Annotated in this window: 26 protein-coding genes and 1 tRNA gene; 24 read left to right on the top strand and 3 right to left on the bottom strand. The window is 38.0% G+C overall.

The window, feature by feature from the left end; all coding sequences use genetic code 11:
• Positions 1 to 72 precede the first annotated feature (72 nt).
• From TZ94_RS05630 to TZ94_RS05585, 10 genes are all read left to right on the top strand, one after another.
• Positions 73 to 1,359, top strand: a complete 1,287-nt coding sequence (locus tag TZ94_RS05630) for a peptidase U32 family protein (RefSeq protein WP_045615058.1) — start codon at positions 73 to 75, stop codon at positions 1,357 to 1,359.
• A 13-nt stretch (positions 1,360 to 1,372) separates the two neighbouring features.
• Positions 1,373 to 1,684: a CHY zinc finger protein gene (locus TZ94_RS05625; protein ID WP_045615057.1), complete on the top strand. Its 312-nt coding sequence runs from the start codon at positions 1,373 to 1,375 to the stop codon at positions 1,682 to 1,684.
• Positions 1,685 to 1,911: 227 nt separating this feature from the next.
• Positions 1,912 to 2,112, top strand: coding sequence for a F0F1 ATP synthase subunit C (locus TZ94_RS05620; RefSeq protein ID WP_045615055.1), 201 nt, complete (start codon positions 1,912 to 1,914; stop codon positions 2,110 to 2,112).
• A 34-nt stretch (positions 2,113 to 2,146) separates the two neighbouring features.
• Complete coding sequence (gene atpB / locus TZ94_RS05615) at positions 2,147 to 2,860, top strand: F0F1 ATP synthase subunit A (RefSeq protein ID WP_045615053.1); 714 nt, start codon at positions 2,147 to 2,149, stop codon at positions 2,858 to 2,860.
• A gap of 13 nt (positions 2,861 to 2,873) precedes the next feature.
• A complete protein-coding gene (gene atpF, locus TZ94_RS05610; RefSeq protein WP_045615052.1) occupies positions 2,874 to 3,368 on the top strand; it encodes a F0F1 ATP synthase subunit B in 495 nt (164 codons plus the stop codon).
• Entirely contained in the window at positions 3,368 to 3,904 is a 537-nt protein-coding gene (locus tag TZ94_RS05605; protein WP_045615050.1) for a F0F1 ATP synthase subunit delta, read from the top strand. The genes atpF and TZ94_RS05605 overlap by 1 nt, the downstream gene beginning before the upstream one ends.
• 14 nt (positions 3,905 to 3,918) lie before the next feature.
• On the top strand, positions 3,919 to 5,424 hold the full coding sequence (gene atpA / locus TZ94_RS05600; protein WP_045615048.1) for a F0F1 ATP synthase subunit alpha: 1,506 nt from the start codon (positions 3,919 to 3,921) through the stop codon (positions 5,422 to 5,424).
• 15 nt (positions 5,425 to 5,439) lie between these two features.
• On the top strand, positions 5,440 to 6,318 hold the full coding sequence (locus TZ94_RS05595; protein WP_045615047.1) for a F0F1 ATP synthase subunit gamma: 879 nt from the start codon (positions 5,440 to 5,442) through the stop codon (positions 6,316 to 6,318).
• An 81-nt stretch (positions 6,319 to 6,399) separates the two neighbouring features.
• Positions 6,400 to 7,806, top strand: coding sequence for a F0F1 ATP synthase subunit beta (gene atpD, locus TZ94_RS05590; RefSeq protein ID WP_000094353.1), 1,407 nt, complete (start codon positions 6,400 to 6,402; stop codon positions 7,804 to 7,806).
• A 10-nt stretch (positions 7,807 to 7,816) separates the two neighbouring features.
• Positions 7,817 to 8,236, top strand: a complete 420-nt coding sequence (locus TZ94_RS05585; protein ID WP_006150932.1) for a F0F1 ATP synthase subunit epsilon — start codon at positions 7,817 to 7,819, stop codon at positions 8,234 to 8,236.
• A 40-nt stretch (positions 8,237 to 8,276) separates the two neighbouring features.
• Here the strand turns inward: TZ94_RS05585 and TZ94_RS05580 are convergent, their stop codons facing one another.
• Positions 8,277 to 9,290, bottom strand: a complete 1,014-nt coding sequence (locus TZ94_RS05580; protein ID WP_045615045.1) for a lactonase family protein — start codon at positions 9,288 to 9,290, stop codon at positions 8,277 to 8,279.
• A 188-nt stretch (positions 9,291 to 9,478) separates the two neighbouring features.
• On the opposite strand from TZ94_RS05580, the gene TZ94_RS05575 reads away from it, so the two are divergent.
• The 4 genes from TZ94_RS05575 (at position 9,479) to TZ94_RS05560 (ending at position 13,264) form a co-directional block, all read left to right on the top strand.
• Positions 9,479 to 10,642 carry an AI-2E family transporter gene (locus tag TZ94_RS05575; RefSeq protein WP_045615043.1) on the top strand — a complete coding sequence of 388 codons (1,164 nt, stop codon included), beginning with the start codon at positions 9,479 to 9,481 and terminating at the stop codon, positions 10,640 to 10,642.
• Entirely contained in the window at positions 10,632 to 11,864 is a 1,233-nt protein-coding gene (locus TZ94_RS05570; RefSeq protein ID WP_045615041.1) for a tetratricopeptide repeat protein, read from the top strand. Before TZ94_RS05575 ends, TZ94_RS05570 begins: the two co-directional genes overlap by 11 nt.
• Before the next feature lie 180 nt (positions 11,865 to 12,044).
• On the top strand, positions 12,045 to 12,881 hold the full coding sequence (locus tag TZ94_RS05565; RefSeq protein ID WP_045615040.1) for a DegV family protein: 837 nt from the start codon (positions 12,045 to 12,047) through the stop codon (positions 12,879 to 12,881).
• A gap of 107 nt (positions 12,882 to 12,988) precedes the next feature.
• Positions 12,989 to 13,264: an HU family DNA-binding protein gene (locus TZ94_RS05560; RefSeq protein ID WP_004253345.1), complete on the top strand. Its 276-nt coding sequence runs from the start codon at positions 12,989 to 12,991 to the stop codon at positions 13,262 to 13,264.
• A 212-nt stretch (positions 13,265 to 13,476) separates the two neighbouring features.
• Here TZ94_RS05560 and TZ94_RS05555 read toward each other — a convergent pair whose 3' ends face one another.
• Positions 13,477 to 13,719 carry a type B 50S ribosomal protein L31 gene (locus tag TZ94_RS05555; protein WP_000710764.1) on the bottom strand — a complete coding sequence of 81 codons (243 nt, stop codon included), beginning with the start codon at positions 13,717 to 13,719 and terminating at the stop codon, positions 13,477 to 13,479.
• Between the two features lie 93 nt (positions 13,720 to 13,812).
• Positions 13,813 to 14,751: a DHH family phosphoesterase gene (locus tag TZ94_RS05550; protein ID WP_045615038.1), complete on the bottom strand. Its 939-nt coding sequence runs from the start codon at positions 14,749 to 14,751 to the stop codon at positions 13,813 to 13,815.
• Positions 14,752 to 14,854: 103 nt separating this feature from the next.
• Between TZ94_RS05550 and TZ94_RS05545 the strand changes: the two genes are divergently transcribed.
• The 10 genes from TZ94_RS05545 (at position 14,855) to TZ94_RS05500 (ending at position 19,993) form a co-directional block, all read left to right on the top strand.
• Positions 14,855 to 15,298, top strand: a complete 444-nt coding sequence (locus tag TZ94_RS05545; protein WP_036757301.1) for a flavodoxin — start codon at positions 14,855 to 14,857, stop codon at positions 15,296 to 15,298.
• A 114-nt stretch (positions 15,299 to 15,412) separates the two neighbouring features.
• On the top strand, positions 15,413 to 15,679 hold the full coding sequence (locus TZ94_RS05540; protein WP_045615033.1) for a chorismate mutase: 267 nt from the start codon (positions 15,413 to 15,415) through the stop codon (positions 15,677 to 15,679).
• A complete protein-coding gene (gene crcB / locus TZ94_RS05535) occupies positions 15,676 to 16,050 on the top strand; it encodes a fluoride efflux transporter CrcB (protein ID WP_045615031.1) in 375 nt (124 codons plus the stop codon). Before TZ94_RS05540 ends, crcB (TZ94_RS05535) begins: the two co-directional genes overlap by 4 nt.
• Entirely contained in the window at positions 16,044 to 16,373 is a 330-nt protein-coding gene (gene crcB, locus TZ94_RS05530) for a fluoride efflux transporter CrcB (RefSeq protein ID WP_045615030.1), read from the top strand. The genes crcB (TZ94_RS05535) and crcB (TZ94_RS05530) overlap by 7 nt, the downstream gene beginning before the upstream one ends.
• A gap of 118 nt (positions 16,374 to 16,491) precedes the next feature.
• Positions 16,492 to 16,839, top strand: a complete 348-nt coding sequence (gene rplS, locus TZ94_RS05525; protein WP_001068670.1) for a 50S ribosomal protein L19 — start codon at positions 16,492 to 16,494, stop codon at positions 16,837 to 16,839.
• A 42-nt stretch (positions 16,840 to 16,881) separates the two neighbouring features.
• A tRNA-Arg gene (locus TZ94_RS05520) sits at positions 16,882 to 16,953 on the top strand.
• A 114-nt stretch (positions 16,954 to 17,067) separates the two neighbouring features.
• Positions 17,068 to 17,733, top strand: coding sequence for a lipoprotein (locus tag TZ94_RS05515; RefSeq protein WP_045615028.1), 666 nt, complete (start codon positions 17,068 to 17,070; stop codon positions 17,731 to 17,733).
• 86 nt (positions 17,734 to 17,819) lie between these two features.
• The gene (locus TZ94_RS05510) at positions 17,820 to 18,494 is read left to right on the top strand and encodes a hypothetical protein (protein ID WP_045615027.1); all 675 of its coding nucleotides are present in this window, start codon (positions 17,820 to 17,822) and stop codon (positions 18,492 to 18,494) included.
• An 88-nt stretch (positions 18,495 to 18,582) separates the two neighbouring features.
• Positions 18,583 to 19,254, top strand: a complete 672-nt coding sequence (locus TZ94_RS05505) for a hypothetical protein (protein ID WP_045615025.1) — start codon at positions 18,583 to 18,585, stop codon at positions 19,252 to 19,254.
• Between the two features lie 79 nt (positions 19,255 to 19,333).
• The gene (locus tag TZ94_RS05500) at positions 19,334 to 19,993 is read left to right on the top strand and encodes a hypothetical protein (protein WP_045615022.1); all 660 of its coding nucleotides are present in this window, start codon (positions 19,334 to 19,336) and stop codon (positions 19,991 to 19,993) included.
• The last annotated feature ends 214 nt before the right edge of the window (positions 19,994 to 20,207 follow it).

Genomic DNA, 20,207 nt, shown 5'->3' with positions numbered 1-20,207 from the left:
GATTTTAGAACCTTTTTGCTATAAAATGGTAAAGATTAGTGTCAAACTTTTATATTGCAAATAGGAGAAAACATGACAAAAACTTTGAAACGTCCTGAGGTTTTATCACCTGCAGGAACTCTTGAAAAACTAAAAGTAGCTGTTCAATACGGTGCAGATGCTGTCTTTATCGGTGGTCAGGCCTATGGTCTACGTAGCCGTGCTGGTAACTTTACTTTCGAACAAATGGAAGAAGGAGTACAGTTTGCGGCTAAGTATGGCGCTAAGGTTTATGTAGCGGCTAATATGGTTATGCACGAGGGAAATGAAGAAGGTGCTGGAGAATGGTTCCGTAAATTGCGTGATATCGGAATTGCAGCGGTCATCGTATCAGATCCAGCCTTGATTATGATTGCGGCAACTGAAGCACCAGGTCTTGAAATCCACCTTTCGACACAAGCTAGTGCGACCAACTATGAAACTCTTGAATTCTGGAAAGAACTTGGATTAACTCGTGTCGTGTTGGCGCGTGAGGTTTCTATGGAAGAGTTGGCAGAAATCCGCAAACGTACAGATGTTGAGATTGAAGCTTTCGTTCATGGAGCTATGTGTATCTCATACTCTGGTCGTTGTACTCTTTCAAACCATATGAGTATGCGCGATGCCAACCGTGGTGGATGTTCACAATCTTGCCGTTGGAAATATGATCTTTACGATATGCCATTTGGTAAAGAGCGTAAGAGTCTTAAGGGAGAAATTCCTGAAGAGTTCTCCATGTCTGCGGTTGATATGTCTATGATTGACCATATTCCAGATATGATTGAAAATGGCGTTGACAGTTTGAAGATTGAAGGTCGTATGAAGTCTATTCATTACGTTTCAACAGTAACAAACTGCTACAAAGCTGCAGTCGATGCTTACCTTGAGAGCCCTGAAAAGTTTGAAGCAATCAAGCAAGACTTGATTGATGAAATGTGGAAGGTTGCCCAACGTGAATTGGCTACAGGTTTCTACTATGGAACACCAACTGAAAATGAACAATTGTTTGGTGCTCGTCGTAAGATTCCAGAATACAAGTTTGTTGCTGAAGTAGTAGCTTATGATGATGCGACACAAACAGCAACTATTCGCCAACGTAACGTTATCAACGAAGGTGACCAAGTTGAGTTTTACGGTCCAGGTTTCCGTCATTTTGAAACCTACATCGAAGACCTTCATGACTCAAAAGGAAATAAAATCGACCGTGCACCAAACCCAATGGAACTCTTGACCATCAAGGTTCCTCAACCAGTACAAGCAGGTGATATGGTCCGTGCTTTGAAAGAAGGTCTGATTAATCTCTATAAAGAAGATGGAACAAGCGTTACTGTTCGTGCCTAGATAAGGAAAAAACATGGTTCAAGCTCAGGGATTACTGGTAGATGATGAAAGCAGATGTGTTCATTACCATACTGATAAAGATATCGTAGCACTTCAATGCTATGAGTGTCAAAAATACTACGCCTGTTATCAGTGTCATAATGAACTAGAGTCGCACGTATTTTCTCCCTATCCTTTAAGGCTAAAAGAGGACAGACCTATCTTATGTGGTTCCTGTAAGAAAACCTTAACTTATGAGGAATATTCAAAGAAAAGTAGCTGTGCATATTGTAATGCTGCATTTAATCCAGCTTGTCAGAGTCACCATTCCTATTATTTTAAATAAGGACAAAAAATCCAGGTTGTAAAACCTGGATTTTTGCTTTCAGAAAAATGTGAAAGGAAAGGAAAATGATATGAAAAGTCCTTAAAATTTTCTATATAAAGGTCATGAAAATCGCAAAATTAGAAATAAATGATTAGAAACGCTTTCAATGCTAGTAAAAAGTTGACAAAAGCAAATTTTAGGACTAAACTAGGGAAGTAAATTTATTTAAAAAAGGAGAATTCGTCATGAATTTAACATTTTTCGGTCTATGTCTTGCCTGTATGGGTGTATCTCTTGCAGAAGGATTTTTGATGAACGGTTTGTTCAAATCTGCAGCGCGCCAACCAGATATCATTCCACAATTGCGTAGTTTGATGATCTTGGGGGTTGCCTTTATTGAAGGAACTTTCTTCATAACTCTCGTATTTTCATTTATCATCAAATAAAGAGAAGTATAAAATGGAAAAGGGAGGATTCTAGATGGAAGAAAGTATCAATCCAACCATCAATATTGGTCCTGTTACCTTTGATTTAACCTTGACAGCAATGACTTTGTTGTCTGTGGCACTGATTTTTGGCTTTATCTATTGGGCAAGTCGTAATATGACTGTGAAACCCAAAGGAAAGCAAAATGTACTAGAGTATCTCTATGACTTTGTAGTCGGATTTACAGAACCTAACGTTGGTTCACGGTACATGAAAGATTACTCACTCTTTTACTTGTGTTTGTTTCTTTTTATGGTCATCGCAAATAATCTTGGTTTGATGGCAAAACTTCAAACTACAGATGGGACAAACCTTTGGACATCGCCAACTGCAAATCTTTCATTTGACCTTGTCTTGTCGTTCTGTATTATTGTGATGGCACACATTGAGGGGATTCGTCGTCGTGGGATTAAACAATACCTAAAAGGTTTTGTAACTCCTGCATTTATGACACCGATGAATCTACTTGAAGAATTCACGAATTTCCTTTCTCTTGCTTTGCGGATTTTTGGGAATATCTTTGCAGGTGAAGTAATGATAAGCTTGCTTCTCTTACTTTCACATCAGGCTATTTTTTGGTATCCAGTCGCATTTGGGGCAAACTTAGTTTGGACTGCATTTTCCGTGTTCATTTCTTGTGTACAAGCCTATGTCTTTACACTATTATCCTCTATGTACCTAGGAAATAAAATTAATGATGAAGAGTAGAAAGGAGTAAATGATGCACGTAACAGTAGGTGAATTGATTGGTAACTTTATTTTAATTGCTGGCTCTTTTATCCTTTTGATCGTCTTAGTCAAAAAATACGCATGGTCAAACTTGACAAGTGTCTTCGAAGAACGCGCAGAAAAGATTGCTGCTGATATTGATGGTGCTGAACAAGCTCGTCAAAAAGCAGAAACTCTTGCACAAAAACGTGAAGACGAATTAACAGGTAGCCGAAGCGAAGCTAAAACTATCATCGAAAATGCTAAGGAGACAGCTGAAAAGAGCAAATCAGATATTCTGGCTGAAGCTAAGCTAGAAGCTGGTCGCTTGAAAGACAAAGCTAACCAAGAAATTGAGCAAAATAAAGCAGAGGCTTTACAAAGCGTTAAAGGTGAGGTAGCAGATTTGACAGTTAGTCTAGCTGGAAAAATTATCTCACAAAACCTTGATGGTCATGCCCACAAAGAACTCATTGATCAGTATATCGATCAGCTAGGAGAAGCTTAATGGACAAAAAGACAGTAAAGGTAATTGAAAAATACAGCATGCCTTTTGTCCAATTGGTGATTGAAAAAGGAGAAGAAGACAGTATCTTCTCAGATTTGACTCAAATCAAGCAAGTCGCTGAAGAAACAAATTTGCCTTCTTTTTTGGCTCAGGTGGATGTGGATGAGTCTGATAAGGATAAAACAGTTAGTTATTTCCAAGACTCGGCATCGCCATTATTACAAAACTTCATTCAAGTTCTGTTATACAATCATCGGTCATATCTTTTTTATGATGTGATTGTAGATTGTTTAAACCGTCTTGAGAGAGAAACGAATCGTTTTGAAGTAACGATTGTGTCTGCTCATCCTCTAACTGATGAACAGAAAGAACGTTTGGTTCCAATTATCGAGAAAAAGATGTCTTTAAAAGTGCGTAGCATTAAAGAAGAAATCGACGATAGTTTAATCGGTGGTTTTGTCATTATCGCCAATCACAAGACAATTGATGTTAGTATTAAACAACAACTTAAAGTTGTTAAGGAAAATTTGAAATAGAAAGTGGTGTTCTTTTGTCAATTAACGCACAAGAAATCAGCGCTTTAATTAAGCAACAAATTGAAAATTTCAAACCCAATTTTGATGTTACTGAAACTGGTGTTGTAACCTATATCGGGGACGGAATTGCGCGTGCTCATGGCCTTGAAAACGCCATGAGTGGAGAGTTGTTGATTTTTGAAAACGGCTCTTATGGTATGGCGCAAAACTTAGAATCAACTGATGTTGGTATTATCATCCTTGGAGACTTTACAGATATCCGCGAAGGCGACACTATTCGTCGTACTGGGAAAATCATGGAAGTTCCAGTTGGTGATAGCTTGATTGGTCGTGTCGTGGATCCACTTGGTCGTCCAGTAGATGGACTTGGTCCAATCGACACAAACAAAACTCGTCCAGTTGAAGCACCAGCTCCTGGTGTTATGCAACGTAAATCAGTATCAGAACCATTGCAAACTGGTTTGAAGGCTATTGATGCCCTTGTTCCAATCGGTCGTGGTCAGCGTGAGTTGATTATCGGTGACCGTCAAACAGGGAAAACTACCATCGCTATCGATGCAATCTTGAACCAAAAAGGTCAAGATATGATCTGTATCTATGTAGCGATTGGTCAAAAAGAATCAACAGTTCGTACACAAGTAGAAACACTTCGTCAGTACGGAGCCTTGGATTATACAATCGTCGTGACAGCGTCAGCTTCACAACCTTCTCCATTGCTTTTCCTCGCACCTTATGCAGGGGTTGCTATGGCGGAAGAATTTATGTACCAAGGTAAGCACGTATTGATTGTTTATGATGACTTATCTAAACAAGCGGTAGCTTATCGTGAACTTTCTCTCTTGCTTCGTCGTCCGCCAGGTCGTGAAGCATTCCCAGGGGATGTATTCTACCTTCATAGCCGTCTACTTGAACGTTCAGCTAAAGTTTCGGATGAATTGGGTGGAGGATCTATCACAGCTCTTCCATTTATCGAGACACAAGCCGGAGATATCTCAGCCTATATCGCTACAAACGTAATCTCTATTACGGATGGACAAATCTTCCTAAGTGATAGCCTCTTTAATGCAGGTATCCGTCCAGCTATTGATGCGGGTTCTTCCGTATCTCGTGTTGGTGGTTCTGCACAGATTAAGGCCATGAAGAAGGTTGCTGGTACTCTTCGTATCGACCTTGCTTCATACCGTGAGTTAGAAGCCTTCACTAAATTTGGTTCTGACTTGGATGCAGCTACTCAGGCTAAATTGAACCGTGGTCGTCGTACTGTAGAAGTATTGAAACAACCTGTTCACAAACCATTACCTGTTGAGAAACAAGTTACTATTCTCTACGCTTTGACCCATGGTTTCTTGGATACAATTCCTGTAGACGATATCGTTCGTTTTGAAGAAGAGTTCCATATGTTCTTTGATGCTCAACATCCTGAGATTTTGGAAACCATTCGTGAAACAAAAGACTTGCCAGATGAAGCAGTCTTGGATGCTGCGATTACTGAGTTTCTCAATCAATCAAGCTTCCAGTAAGAATAGAGGTGTCAGATGGCAGTATCTCTAAATGATATTAAAACAAAAATCGCCTCAACAAAAAATACTAGTCAAATTACCAACGCTATGCAGATGGTTTCTGCAGCTAAGTTAGGTCGTTCTGAAGAAGCAGCTCGTAACTTCCAAGTGTATGCACAAAAAGTGCGTAAACTAGTTACAGATATCCTCCACGGAGATGGCGCAGGCGGATCAACGAACCCTATGTTGATCAGTCGCCCTGTCAAGAAAACAGGTTATATCGTCATTACATCTGACCGTGGTCTTGTTGGAGGATATAATTCTTCAATCTTAAAAGCAGTCATGGAACTTCAGCAAGAATACCATCCGTCAGGTGATGATTTTGAAGTTATCTGTATCGGTGGTATGGGAGCCGATTTCTTCAAATCACGCGGTATTCAACCAATCTATGAATTGCGTGGACTTGCAAACCAACCAAGCTTTGATGAAGTTCGTAAGATTATTACAAAAACGATTGAAATGTATCAAAACGAACTTTTTGATGAGCTCTATGTTTGCTACAACCACCACGTTAATACACTGACAAGTCAAATGCGTGTAGAACAGATGCTTCCTATTGTGGACTTGGATCCAAATGAAGCGGATGAGAACTATAGCTTGACCTTTGATCTTGAAACAAGTCGTGAAGAAATCTTGGATCAATTACTACCACAATTTGCTGAAAGTATGATTTATGGTGCTATTATTGATGCCAAGACAGCTGAAAATGCTGCTGGTATGACAGCCATGCAAACAGCGACTGATAATGCTAAAAAAGTGATTAATGATTTGACCATTCAGTATAACCGTGCCAGACAGGCGGCGATTACACAAGAAATCACAGAAATCGTGGCAGGAGCTAGCGCTTTAGAATAAAGCCATCCTGCTCAAATGAATGAACTTAGGACCTAGCAATACTAGGAACCGACAGTATCTTATATAGAATAGGAGAAGGAGATGAGTTCAGGTAAAATTGCTCAGGTTATCGGACCCGTTGTAGACGTTTTGTTTGCAGCAGGGGAAAAACTTCCTGAGATTAACAATGCACTTGTCGTCTACAAAAATGACGAAAAGAAAACAAAAATCGTCCTTGAAGTAGCCTTAGAGTTGGGAGATGGTATGATTCGTACCATCGCTATGGAATCAACAGATGGTTTAACTCGTGGAATGGAAGTATTGGACACTGGTCGTCCAATCTCTGTACCAGTAGGTAAAGAAACCTTGGGACGTGTCTTCAATGTTTTGGGAGATACCATTGACTTGGAAGCTCCTTTTGGAGAAGACGCAGAACGTCAGCCAATTCATAAAAAAGCACCTACTTTTGATGAGTTGTCTACCTCTTCAGAAATCCTCGAAACAGGGATTAAGGTTATCGACCTTCTTGCCCCTTATCTTAAAGGTGGTAAAGTCGGACTCTTCGGTGGTGCCGGAGTTGGTAAGACTGTCTTGATCCAAGAATTGATCCATAACATTGCCCAAGAACACGGTGGTATCTCAGTATTTACTGGTGTTGGGGAACGTACTCGTGAAGGGAACGACCTCTACTGGGAAATGAAAGAATCAGGCGTTATCGAGAAAACAGCCATGGTATTTGGTCAGATGAACGAGCCACCAGGAGCACGTATGCGTGTTGCTCTTACCGGTTTGACTATCGCTGAATACTTCCGTGATGTTGAAGGCCAAGACGTTCTTCTCTTCATTGATAATATCTTCCGTTTCACACAAGCTGGTTCAGAAGTATCTGCCCTTTTGGGTCGTATGCCTTCAGCCGTTGGTTACCAGCCAACACTCGCAACTGAAATGGGTCAATTGCAAGAACGTATCACTTCAACTAAGAAAGGTTCTGTAACCTCTATCCAGGCTATCTACGTGCCAGCGGACGACTATACTGACCCAGCGCCAGCAACAGCCTTCGCTCACTTGGATTCAACTACCAACTTGGAACGTAAATTGGTTCAATTGGGTATCTACCCTGCCGTAGACCCACTTGCTTCAAGTTCACGTGCCTTGGCACCTGAAATCGTTGGAGAAGAGCACTACGCAGTTGCTGCTGAGGTTAAACGTGTCCTTCAACGTTACCATGAATTGCAAGATATCATTGCGATCCTTGGTATGGATGAACTTTCTGATGAAGAAAAAACTTTGGTTGCTCGTGCGCGTCGTATTCAGTTCTTCCTTTCACAAAACTTCAACGTTGCGGAACAATTTACTGGTCAACCAGGTTCATATGTTCCAGTAGCTGAAACAGTTCGTGGATTTAAGGAAATTCTCGACGGAAAACACGATCATCTCCCAGAAGATGCCTTCCGTGGGGTAGGTTCAATCGAAGATGTTATTGCTAAGGCTGAAAAAATGGGATTTTAAGAGGTGACCTATGGCTCAGTTAACTGTCCAGATCGTGACACCAGATGGCCTCGTCTATGATCACCATGCCAGCTTTGTATCGGTTCGAACTCTGGATGGTGAGATGGGGATCTTGCCACGACATCAAAATATGATTGCGGTATTAGCAGTTGATGAAGTTAAAGTCAAACGTGTTGATGATGATTCTCATGTAAACTGGATAGCAGTAAACGGAGGAATCATTGAGATTGCTAATGATGTCATAACTATCGTTGCTGACTCAGCTGAACGCGCTCGTGATATCGATGTTAGCCGTGCAGAACGTGCGAAACTTCGTGCAGAACGTGAAATCGAAGAAGCACAAGATAAACATTTGATTGACCAAGAACGTCGTGCTAAGATTGCATTGCAACGTGCCATTAACCGTATCAATGTCGGAAATAAATTATAAAATAAAAAAGAACTTGATCTTTATTCAAGTTCTTTTTTTGTTAGTGATGAAAACTAATGCAGACCGCTTCAGGTACATGAAAGTCATTCGAAAGTTCTGCAAGTCGACCAGTTTCAGGATTACGCTTAAAGACAGTTGCATTATCTGAATCTTGGTGAACTGCGATGAGGAACTCTTGGTCTGGTGACAAATCAAAATCACGTGGATTTTTCCCATGCGTTGGAACAATCTCTAATAACCCTAAACTTCCATCCGCTAAAATACTATATACTGCGATAGAATCATGTCCGCGGTTCGAAGCATAGAGGTATTTGCCATCTTTAGAGAGACGAATAGCAGCAGTACCATTGAATCCATTATAGTCGTCTGGTAGGGTTGAGATGACCTGCATTTGTTCAAATTCTCCAACACCATCGTAAATCAATACTTCAATCGTACTATTGAGTTCACAGATGAGATAAGCAATCTTGTAGTGGTGGTGGAAAACAAGGTGACGAGCACCTGCACCAGGAGTACAGTTGTAGGTAGCTAATGGACTTATCTTTCCTTCTGCATCGACATCATAAGTGATAACTTCATCAGTACCTAAGTCACAAGTTACTAAATATTGGTCTGGTGTTAAATCTGTGTAGTGTACGTGAGGAGAAGTTTGGTTTTCATGTGGACCATTGCCCGTGTGTTGAACTTTGTCTGCCAATTCAAGACTGCCATCTTCTTTACGTTTATAAACTAGAACTTGACCTTTATGGTAGTTAGCGCCATAGACTAGCCCTCGTTTCTCATCAACTGCAACATAGCAGTGAGGAGCCCCCTCTTCAACAACATGGTTAAGAAGACTACCATCAGTTTTGTATGCCGCAATTCCCCCTTTGCCATCATGGCTTCCAACCGTGTATAAATGCTGGTCTTGATCAAAGGCTAAATAGGTTGGACTTGGTTCTGCTGCAAAGAGCTCTAGATTTGAGAGTTTGCCTGTTTCTGTATCAAAATCAGCCTTGTAAATCCCTTGGGAAATACGGCGTGTATAAGTTCCAAAATAGACTGTTTCTTTCATATTCATACCTCTAGAAAAATATACTACAATTATAACATAAAAAGGTCTACTAGATGAAAATTCTAAATCATAAAACAGTCCTGTACTCTTGCCAAAAAGCTAAATTTAACCTTTTTTAAAACACTATAAAAAACCCTTATTTTTCTTAAAACATGGTATAATGTTAGGACAAAGGAAAGGAAGAAAAAATGGAACAAAAAGAGAAACACTTTACCTTATCTTGGTTTTTTAAATGGTTTTTAGATAATAAGGCTGTTACTGTATTTTTGGTAGCCTTGTTACTAGGTCTGAATATTTTTATTCTCAGTAAAATCAGCTTCTTATTTATCCCTGTTATCGACTTTTTATCAGTAGTCATGTTGCCAGTTATTTTATCGGGACTACTTTTCTACCTCTTGAATCCACTAGTAGATTTGATGGAGAAGTACAAGATTAACCGCGTCTTAGCCATTAGTATTATCTTCGTCATTATTGCCGTACTCTTGATTATTGGTCTAGCTGTTGCGATTCCAAACCTTCAACGTCAAGTTGTCATTTTTGCGCAAAATGTGCCAAGTTATATAGAAGATGCTGACAGAGTGATTGATGATCTTGTAACCAAGCGTTTGCCAGATGACTTTAGACCTCAACTGGAACAGGTTTTAGCGCAATTTTCAACTCAGGCAACTGCATGGGCAAGTAATATCTCTTCCAAAGCTGTTAACTGGGTGAGTGCTATTATTAGTGGAACTTCTCAAGTAATCGTCGCTTTGATTATCATGCCATTTATGCTCTTTTATCTCCTTAGAGATGGGAAAGGGTTGAGAGATTATATCACTCACTTTTTACCAAATAAATTAAGAGAACCAGTAGGTAAGGTTCTATCAGATGTGAACCAACAACTTGCTAACTACGTTAGAGGACAAATTACGGTCGCTGTAATCGTAGCTATCATGTTTATTATCTTCTTTAAGATAATTGGGCTTCGATATGCAGTAGCGCTCGGTGTTACTGCAGGTGTTTTGAACCTTGTGCCTTATCTTGGTAGTTTCCTTGCGATGCTTCCTGCTCTAGTATTGGGGCTGATTGCTGGTCCGGTAATGCTCTTAAAAGTTATTATTGTCTTTATTGTAGAGCAAACCATTGAAGGTCGTTTTGTTTCACCACTGATTTTGGGTAGTCAATTAAATATTCACCCAATTACCATTCTTTTTGTGCTGTTGACTTCAGGATCCATGTTTGGTATTTGGGGTGTATTGCTAGGTATTCCAATCTACGCTTCCGCAAAAGTAGTCATCTCAGCAATATTTGATTGGTATAAAGGAGTTAGTGGACTTTATGAACCAGTAGAGGAGACTGAAGGTGAACAATAGTCAACAAATGCTCGAGGCCTTGGAGCAACAAGATTTATCAAAAGCAGAATCTTTTTTCCAAAAAGCCCTAGATGAAGATTCAGATGAAGTTCTTCTTGAACTTGCTGCATATCTCGAAGGGATTGGCTTCTATCCACAGGCAGCACAAATCTATGAGAAATTAGCGCCGAAATTTCCAGAAGTCTACATCAATCTAGCTGCAATAGCTGGTGAGGATGGACTTATCGAAGAAGCTTTTGATTATTTAGAGAAGATTGGTCCAGAAAGTGAATGGTACGTATCAGCTCTTGCCTTAAAAGCAGATTTATATCAGATGGAAGGATTGACAGATGTTGCGCGTGAGAAGCTCTTAGAAGCTCGTAGCTACTCCGATGATCCTCTCTTGATATTTGGATTAGCAGAGCTAGATAGCGAACTAGGAAACGATTTAGAGGCTATTCAGGGCTATGCTCAATTAGATAATCGTGCTATCTATGACCAAACTGGAATTTCAACCTATCAGAGAATTGGCCTTGCATATGCACGACTTGGAAAATTCGAATCTGCTGTTGAGTTTCTTGAAAAAGCCTTGGAATTAGAATATGACGACCAAACGGCCTATGAACTGGCAAGTCTCTATTTTGACCAAGAGGACTACCAAAAAGCAGCCTTATACTTTAAACAAATAGACACCATTTCTCCAGATTTTGAAGGGTATGAGTATGGCTATAGCCAGGCACTCCATAAGGAACATCAAACGGAAGCAGCTCTTAAAGTAGCACAACAAGGCTTATTAAAAAATCCTTTTGAAACCCGTTTGTTGCTCCTTGCATCTCAGTTATCTTATGAATTGCATCAACCAGAACAAGCCGAAGCTTATCTTTTGCAAGCACAAGAGAATGCTGAAGATCAAGAAGAAATTTTATTGCGCTTAGCGACCATCTACCAAGAACAAGAGAGATATGAAGATATTTTGGCCTTAGAAGCGCATGAACCTGAAAATCTCTTAACAAAATGGATGATTGCCCGTAGCTACCAAGAAACCGAGGAACTGGAAGCAGCTTACGAGCTTTATAAGGAACTTGCTACAGAATTGAAGGATAATCCGGAGTTCTTGGAACAATACATTTATTTATTAAGAGAACTAGGGAAGTTAGAAGAAGCAACAGAATACATTCAGGCCTATCTTGACCTAGTTCCAGATGATATTCAGATGCAAGAATTGTATAATCATCTCATTTAAAATGTTCGAAATAATCGCCTTTAAACAGGCGGTTATTTTTTTGCAAACACGTCTAAAAAATAAATTAAGAATAAGCAATCAAAATAGATAGAAACAGTATGAATTTTTGGTTATTTTTTGATATAATTGTTATAGTTAAGTAGAATAATCACAAAATTTGAAAATAGAAAGATTTGAATTATGACAAAAGTAAAAATTGTAACGGATTCGTCTGTTACCATTGAACCAGAAGTGGTCAAAGAACTAGATATTACAGTTGTGCCTCTATCTGTAATGATTGATAGTGTCCTCTATTCAGATGCAGATCTTGAAGAAGGTGAGTTTCTTCGCTTGATGCAAGCAAGTAAAAATCTTCCTAAGACTAGTCAACCACCTGTAGGACTCTTTGCAGAAATATTTGATGACTTAGGCAAAGATGGTAGTCAGGTTCTTGCGATTCACATGTCTTATGCTCTATCAGGTACGGTAGAAGCAGCTCGTCAAGGAGCAAGTCTTTCATCGGCTGATGTCACTGTTTTAGATAGCTCTTTTACAGACCAAGCGTTGAAGTTTCAAGTTGTAGAAGCTGCTAGATTAGCTAAAGAAGGAAAAGATCTAGAAACTATCTTAGCACATGTCGAAGACGTTAAAAATCACACAGAACTTTATATCGGTGTTTCTACTTTAGAAAACCTTGTTAAAGGTGGACGTATTGGTCGTGTAACAGGTTTGTTGAGCTCACTGCTTAATATTCGTGTAGTGATGCAAATGAAAGATAATGAACTTCAACCAATTGTGAAGGGACGTGGTGCAAAAACTTTTAAAAAATGGTTGGATGAACTAGTAGAGACTTTGTCACATCGTTCAGTTGCCGAGATTGGAATTTCATATGCTGGTACTAACGAATGGGCAAATGAGATGAAAGCGGTGCTTCAACCATACGTTGAAAAGCCAATTTCAGTCCTAGAAACTGGTTCTATTATCCAAACTCATACCGGAGAAAACGCCTGGGCTATCTTAATTTATTATAATTCCTAAAAAAATTGAGAAAAATTAAAGAAAAGGTGTTTTTGACTTGACCTAAAAGGAATTTTAGGTTATGATTATAAGTGTTAATTAGAAATAATTTTGGAGGATTCATTAACATGGCAAACAAACAAGATTTGATCGCTAAAGTAGCAGAAGCTACAGAATTGACTAAGAAAGATTCAGCAGCAGCAGTTGACGCTGTATTTGCAGCAGTAACTGAATTCCTTTCAGCTGGTGAAAAAGTTCAATTGATCGGTTTTGGTAACTTCGAAGTTCGTAAACGTGCAGCTCGTAAAGGTCGCAACCCACAAACTGGTAAAGAAATCAAAATCAAAGCTTCTAAAGTTCCAGCATTCAAAGCTGGTAAAGCTCTTAAAGAAGCAGTTAAATAATGATTCTATAAAAAGCCTGTCGTATTAAGCGTTTAAGCTTGTTTGACAGGCTTTTTTTGTGTATAGGGGGCATGAAAGTAGCAGGAGAAGATAAACTAGTACTTCTAGTCGGGCTACATTTCAAATCATCATTGATGACTCTCATGAAGGTAACAAAAAAACAACTTCGAATCGAAGTTGTTTTTTTAACCTCATGCATGTGATGTGGTTGATTATTTGAGACCGTATTTTTTGTTGAAACGATCCACGCGTCCATCTGCTTGAGTGAACTTTTGACGTCCAGTATAGAATGGGTGTGAGTCTGATGAAATTTCCACACGGATCAATGGGTAAGTTTCGCCTTCGAACTCAACTGTTTCGTTAGAGCGTTTTGTTGAACCGCTAAGGAATTGGTAACCAGTAGTTGTGTCCATGAATACAACTGGGCGATATTCTGGATGGATATCTTTTTTCATTTTGCAATATTTCCTTTCTGCCATGGTCTCTTTGCGAGCCATAGATTGTTACCATACTAGTCTATCAGATTATCAGAAGTTTGGCAAGACTTTTTATCTATTTTTCAGTAAGTTTTTCAATTTTTGGTAGATGAGCTCATTCTCTTCTAAACTATACGAATTTGCTCCACTAGCAAGAGGATGGCCACCGCCATCATGTTCTTTTGCGACACCATTGATAGGGACAAATTTACTACGTAGACGTACACGATAGTGACCGTCTGCTTGTTCCACAAAGATTCCCCAAAGGCTAACAGTATCGATACGTCCTGGTGCGCCAACGATGGCTGCTGTTTCAGCATCAGTAACATCGTATTTCTTCAAGATTTCTTGAGTCAGAATGACACGAGCAGCACCATTTTCATCAACCTCTAAGTGATCATAGACATAACCTTGGAGTTTGGCAATTTTAAAGCTCATAGTATCCATTTTACGTGTCAATTCGGCGTAGTCAAAGTTGTGTTCTCTGAGTTGACTTGCTACTCGAAGTGTTCGTGCAGAAGTAGACGGAAAAAGGAAACGGCCTGTGTCGCCAATAATTCCAGCACAGAGCATTTTAGCAGCGTAATCTGATAGTACTAGATTAGTTGCTTCAGCAAAGAGCGCAATCATTTCACTCGCACTGCTTGAATTAGTATCTACCCAAACAAGATCACCATAAACTTCGTCATTTGGATGGTGGTCAATCTTAATAATGGTATCAGCTTGAGTATATCGTTTATCATCGATACGGGCTGTGTTTGCAGTATCACAGATAATGGCAAGAGCTCCTTGATAGTTTGTGTCCTCTACTTGATCCATTTCAGCTAACCAAGTTAGAGTTGGTTCATTGAAACCTACGGCTTTGATCGTTTTTTCAGGAAAATGATGCTCAAGCAAGGCTTTTAATCCTACCTGACTCCCCAAGGCGTCTGGATCTGGTTTCATATGACGGTGAATGATAATAGTATCGTATGCTTTGATTTTTTCTAAAATTTGATGGCAAATTTCCATAAATAACCTCAATTCTTTCTCATTTCATTGTAGCACAAGAGTTTTTATTTTTAAAATGAAAAAGATGTGATATAATGGAGAAAGATTAATTGAGGAGGACCTTATGGCATTAGCAAAAATTGTATTTGCCAGTATGACCGGTAATACTGAAGAAATCGCAGATATTGTAGCAGATAAATTAAGAGAATGTGGTTTAGAAGTGGATGTTGATGAGTGTACAACAGTTGACGCTTCTGACTTTTTAGAAGCAGACATCGCTATTGTCGCAACTTATACATATGGTGATGGAGAATTACCAGATGAGATGATGGACTTCTACGAAGATTTAGCAGATCTTAACTTAAGTGGTAAAATCTATGGTGTAGTTGGTTCAGGTGATACTTTCTATGATGAATTCTGTAAAGCTGTTGATGACTTTGACCGAGTATTTGTAGCGACAGGAGCTGAAAAGGGTTCAGAGTGCGTCAAAGTAGACCTATCTGCCGAAGAAGAAGATATTGAACGCTTGGAGCAATTTGCAGAAGAATTAGCTGCTAAAGTGGGATAAGCATGTAGTTGCACTGATGATAGATGTCAGTGCAGTTTTTTGTTAGATATACCTATGAATAACTTGACTATTTAGTGGCTTTTTAACAATGATTCAAATAAAGAAGGAGACTCAATGGATTTAGATATTATTAGACAAGAAATTGATCAAATTGATGACCAAATCGTAAGACTCTTAGAAGAAAGAATGCATCTAGTTGAGGGTGTAGTTGCTTATAAAAAGTCTACAGGAAAACCAATTTTGGATACTAAAAGAGAAGAAGCTATCTTTGAAAAAGTTAGAAATCGTGTAGGCAATAAAAAATACGAAGATACAATTGTTGAGACTTTTTCAGATATTCTCAAACGTTCACGTGATTATCAGGATAAAACGATCAAATGAAAAAAGAAAAATTTTACCCTCTAGGAATCTTTCTAGCTGGTATGCTGGGAGGAATTGTGCGTTTTCAGATTTCGAGATGGTTGCCATCTAGTCCAGACTTCCCTTGGGGAACACTAGTAGTCAACTATTTAGGAATTTTTTGCCTTGTCTACCTTGTAAAAGGTTATCTGGTTTATAAGGGAAGTAGTAAAGGCACTATTCTAGCGCTTGGAACAGGATTCTGTGGCGGCTTAACGACATTTTCTAGTCTCCTATTAGATGCTGTGAAATTGCTGGACATAGGGCGGTACCATAGTTTGGTGACGTATTTGATTTTGAGCGTCGGTGGCGGACTTTTATTAGCTTATTGTCTAGGGAGGAAGAAATGGTAGTAATCTATCTAGCGCTTGCTTGTGGACTGGGTGCTCTTGTTCGTTATTTCTTTTCCCGTTATAATCAAGGGTCAGTGCTACCACTAGGAACACTCATAGCTAATCTTCTAGGTTGTTTTTTGATTGGATTATGCTATAACCACGTGGAGTCAAAAGAAGTCTATTCTATACTTGCAACGGGTTTTTGTGGTGGTTTGACTACTTTCTCAACTTTGAATGATGAACTCCAAAGACTGATCAATGACAAGAAGGTATTTTATAGTTATTTATTATTAACCTACTTGCTTGGTTTTCTTGCAATTTTTTTGGGAATTTTGCTTTAAATTTCTTTACTTTTTCTAGGAAATTTGATAAACTGTATCTTGTGTGTAATGGACGCACAAAAATACAGTTTATCCGCTGAGGAAGTTTCCTCAAGATTGACAAAGATAGGAGAATAAAATGAATCCATTAATCCAAAGCTTGACTGAAGGTCAACTTCGTACAGATATCCCTTCATTCCGTCCTGGTGACACTGTTCGTGTACACGCGAAAGTTGTCGAAGGAAACCGTGAACGTGTTCAGATCTTTGAAGGTGTTGTTATTGCACGTAAAGGTGCTGGCATCTCAGAAAACTACACAGTTCGTAAAATCTCTAACGGTGTAGGTGTTGAACGTATCTTCCCAATCCACACTCCACGTGTTGAAAAGATCGAAGTTGTTCGTTACGGTAAAGTACGTCGTGCGAAATTGTACTACTTGCGTGCTCTTCAAGGTAAGGCAGCTCGTATCAAAGAAATCCGTCGTTAATTCGATGAACAAAACTCTGCTGCAAGGCAGGGTTTTTCTCTAGCTCCCTTAGTTCAATGGATATAACAACTCCCTCCTAAGGAGTAGTTGCAGGTTCGATTCCTGCAGGGAGCGAAACTAGCCACAAAAACACTGGATAACCAGTGTTTTTTCTTTGACCAAATTTTGAACCATTCATAAGATATCCATGGTGTGGTATAATGGACATAGAAAGTCTAGGAGAAAGAGATGCAAAAACATAAATACTTATTTTGGGTTGTTAGTGTAACGCTAATGCTTTCGACACTTTTTGCTCTAAATGGATGTAGCTTAGGTGGTGAAACCATTCCAAAAAACAGAACAAAGGAACAGTACGAATTCGAAAAAACGTTTGAACCCATGTTTAAATTTTTAGAGCAAGAAAAGAAAGAATTTACTGGGATAGAAGCATATCAAAGTAGTGTTTATATAAAAATTGAAGATGACGTAAAGAATTATGAAGTTGACCTAGACACTACTAAAGCTGACATTAAAGGTAAGTACAAAATAATAGCTGGGGAAAACAAAGAATCAGTACCTGTTACATACTCTAGTGGGACGTTGCATTACGAATCAGATACAGACCCATTATTTGATGAAGGGATTCTTAACTTAGCAGTTTCAAGAGATTATTTCGCTTCCTTGGATGTGGAAAAGACTTTTAAGAGTGCAGAAACAGAGCTTCGTGAAATCATCTACCAACCAGAAAATCACTCTAAACTTTATAAATACCTAAAAAATAAGTATGATCTACCAGAAGATACTAACTGTAGAGTAAGAATTAAACACTCCAGTGGAGGTATTTATCGAACTTCTATACAAATGAAATCAATGACTAAGTCAATTCAAATAGATTTAAGAATATTTGAAAACTAGGGAGGAGACTCGATGAATGGAATCTAAAAGAGTAATCGGCGGATTGAAAGGTAAAGCAATATAAATTCTAGTTAGGGATACAAAATATGAAAAATCATAAATACTTATTTTGGGCTGTTAGTGTAATGCTAATGTTTTTGACACTTTTTGCACTAAATGGATGTAGTTTGGGTGGTGAAACCATTCCAAAAAACAGGACAAAGGAGCAGTACGAATTTGAAAAAACCTTTGAGCCTATGTTTAAATTTTTGGAGCAAGATAATATAGACCTAACAGGAATTAAAAGTTATTCGGTCTCAGTCAGTATTGGTGATAGAAAGACACAAAAAGAAAGTTATGAAATATTTTTAAAATCCCAAAATAATCCTGTGGATGGAATTTATACTATTCGTAAGGACGAAAACAAACAGGAGGTTCCTGTCAAATATGAAAATTCACAGTTGCTTTATTCAGCTAGTGTTGACACTGAGTTTGATGATGAGCTCTTTAACTTGTGTATTAAACGAGAGTATTTTGAATCATTAGAAGTAAAAAAATTTTTTAGAAGTTCAGAAACAGCATTAAGTACCATTGTTTATGAATATGATGATAAATCAGAACTGTTTAAAAGACTAGTCCAAAAATATAATTTATCAAACAATGTAAAGTGTTTAGTATCTATTACACATTCGGGTGGGAATGCTTATAATATTGCAATTGTATTAGAAAATGATAGTAAAACCATTCAAATTGATAAATATATTTCAGTAATGAAAGGCTAGGCTAATGAATCAGCTTGAAAAAAGTAATCATTGGTTGAATAGTAATGCTATTGATAATACAATATAAATGCTACTTAGGGATAGAAATATGAAAAAACATAAATACTTATTTTGGGTTGTCAGTGTAATGCTAATGTTTTTGACACTTTTTGCACTGAATGGATGTAGTTTGGGTGGTGAAACAATCCCCAAAAATAGAACAAAAAAACAGTACGAATTCGAAAAAACGTTTGAGCCCGTATTTAAATTTTTAGAGCAAGATAAGAAGGACTTTACGGGACTAAAGGCTTATATTTGTGATATTTATATAAAAGATGGATATCCAGTAAAGGATTATAATATTGATTTAGATATTACTGAATCAGGCATTAAGGGTGATTATACAATAACACGTGGTGACAGTAAAGAAACAGTTCCAGCTACATACTCTAATGGTAAACTAAATTATGAGTCAGAGATAAATCCTTTATTTGATGAAGAAATTTTTAATTTAGTAGTACAAAGAGATTATTTTGCTTCTTTGGATATAAAAGAAACCTTTAAGAGCGCTGAAACTGAATTGAGTGATATTATCTACGAGTCAGAAAATCAATCTGACCTCTATAAATGTCTTAAAAATAAGTACGATATGCCAGATGATACAACCTGTCGAATAATAGTTAGCTATTCTAGTTATACAATTTATGGTATTACAATTCAGATGAATTCGAAAGATAAGACAGTTCAGTTGGATTTAACAATATTTAAACAAAAGAGATGATAGTTTATGAACGAAATCGAAAAGAGCAATCGTTGGGTTGAAAGGTAAAGCAATATAAATTCTAGTTAGGGATAGAAATATGAAAAATCATAAACACTTATTTTGGCTTATTAGTGTAATGCTTATGACACTTTTTGCATTAAATGGATGTAGTTTGGATGGTGAAACAATCCCCAAAAATAGGAAAAAGGAGCAGTACGAATTTGAAAAAACCTTTGAGCCTATGTTTAAATTTTTGGAGCAAGATAAGAAGGACTTTACTGGGTTAGAAGCTTATAGAAGTCGTGTCTATATAGAAAATGGAGCTGAAGTCAAAAGATATTTAGTAGACTTAGATATCACTCAATCTGACATTAAGGGTGACTATACAATAACACGTGGTGACAGTAAAGAAACAGTTCCTGTTACTTACTCTAATGGTAAACTAAATTATGGCTCGGAGCTGACTCCTTTATTTGATGACGAAATTCTCAATTTAGTTGTTAAAAGAGATTATTTCGCTTCTTTAGATGTGAAAGAAACTTTTAAGAGTGCGGAAACAGATCTTCGCGATATCATCTACCAACCAGAGAGTCAGTCTGAACTCAATATATATTTAAAAAACAAGTATGATATGCCAGAAGATACGAATTGTCGAATCAGATTAGATCGTGCTAGTGGTACAATTTATGGCTTCTCTATACTCATGGAATCGAAGTACAAATCAGTTCAAATAGATTTATCGATATTTAAAAAATAGTAAGTCATGAAAAACGATAAAATGTCTTGTCAAATTTCATTACTTACAAAAATATTAAGGTTAATCCAAAAATAATTTAGCCAAAAATTTGACCAAATATTGACCAAGTTTATCCTAAATACTATTAGAATAGGGTTTCTAAGCCTTAGTTCGATGCTTGCAGGGAGCGAAACTAGCTACAAAAACACTGGATAACCAGTGTTTTTTCTTTGAT

Source organism: Streptococcus infantis, from assembly GCF_000960085.1.
GTDB lineage: Bacteria > Bacillota > Bacilli > Lactobacillales > Streptococcaceae > Streptococcus > Streptococcus infantis_C.
This window is presented reverse-complemented; position numbering and strand designations above follow the sequence as displayed.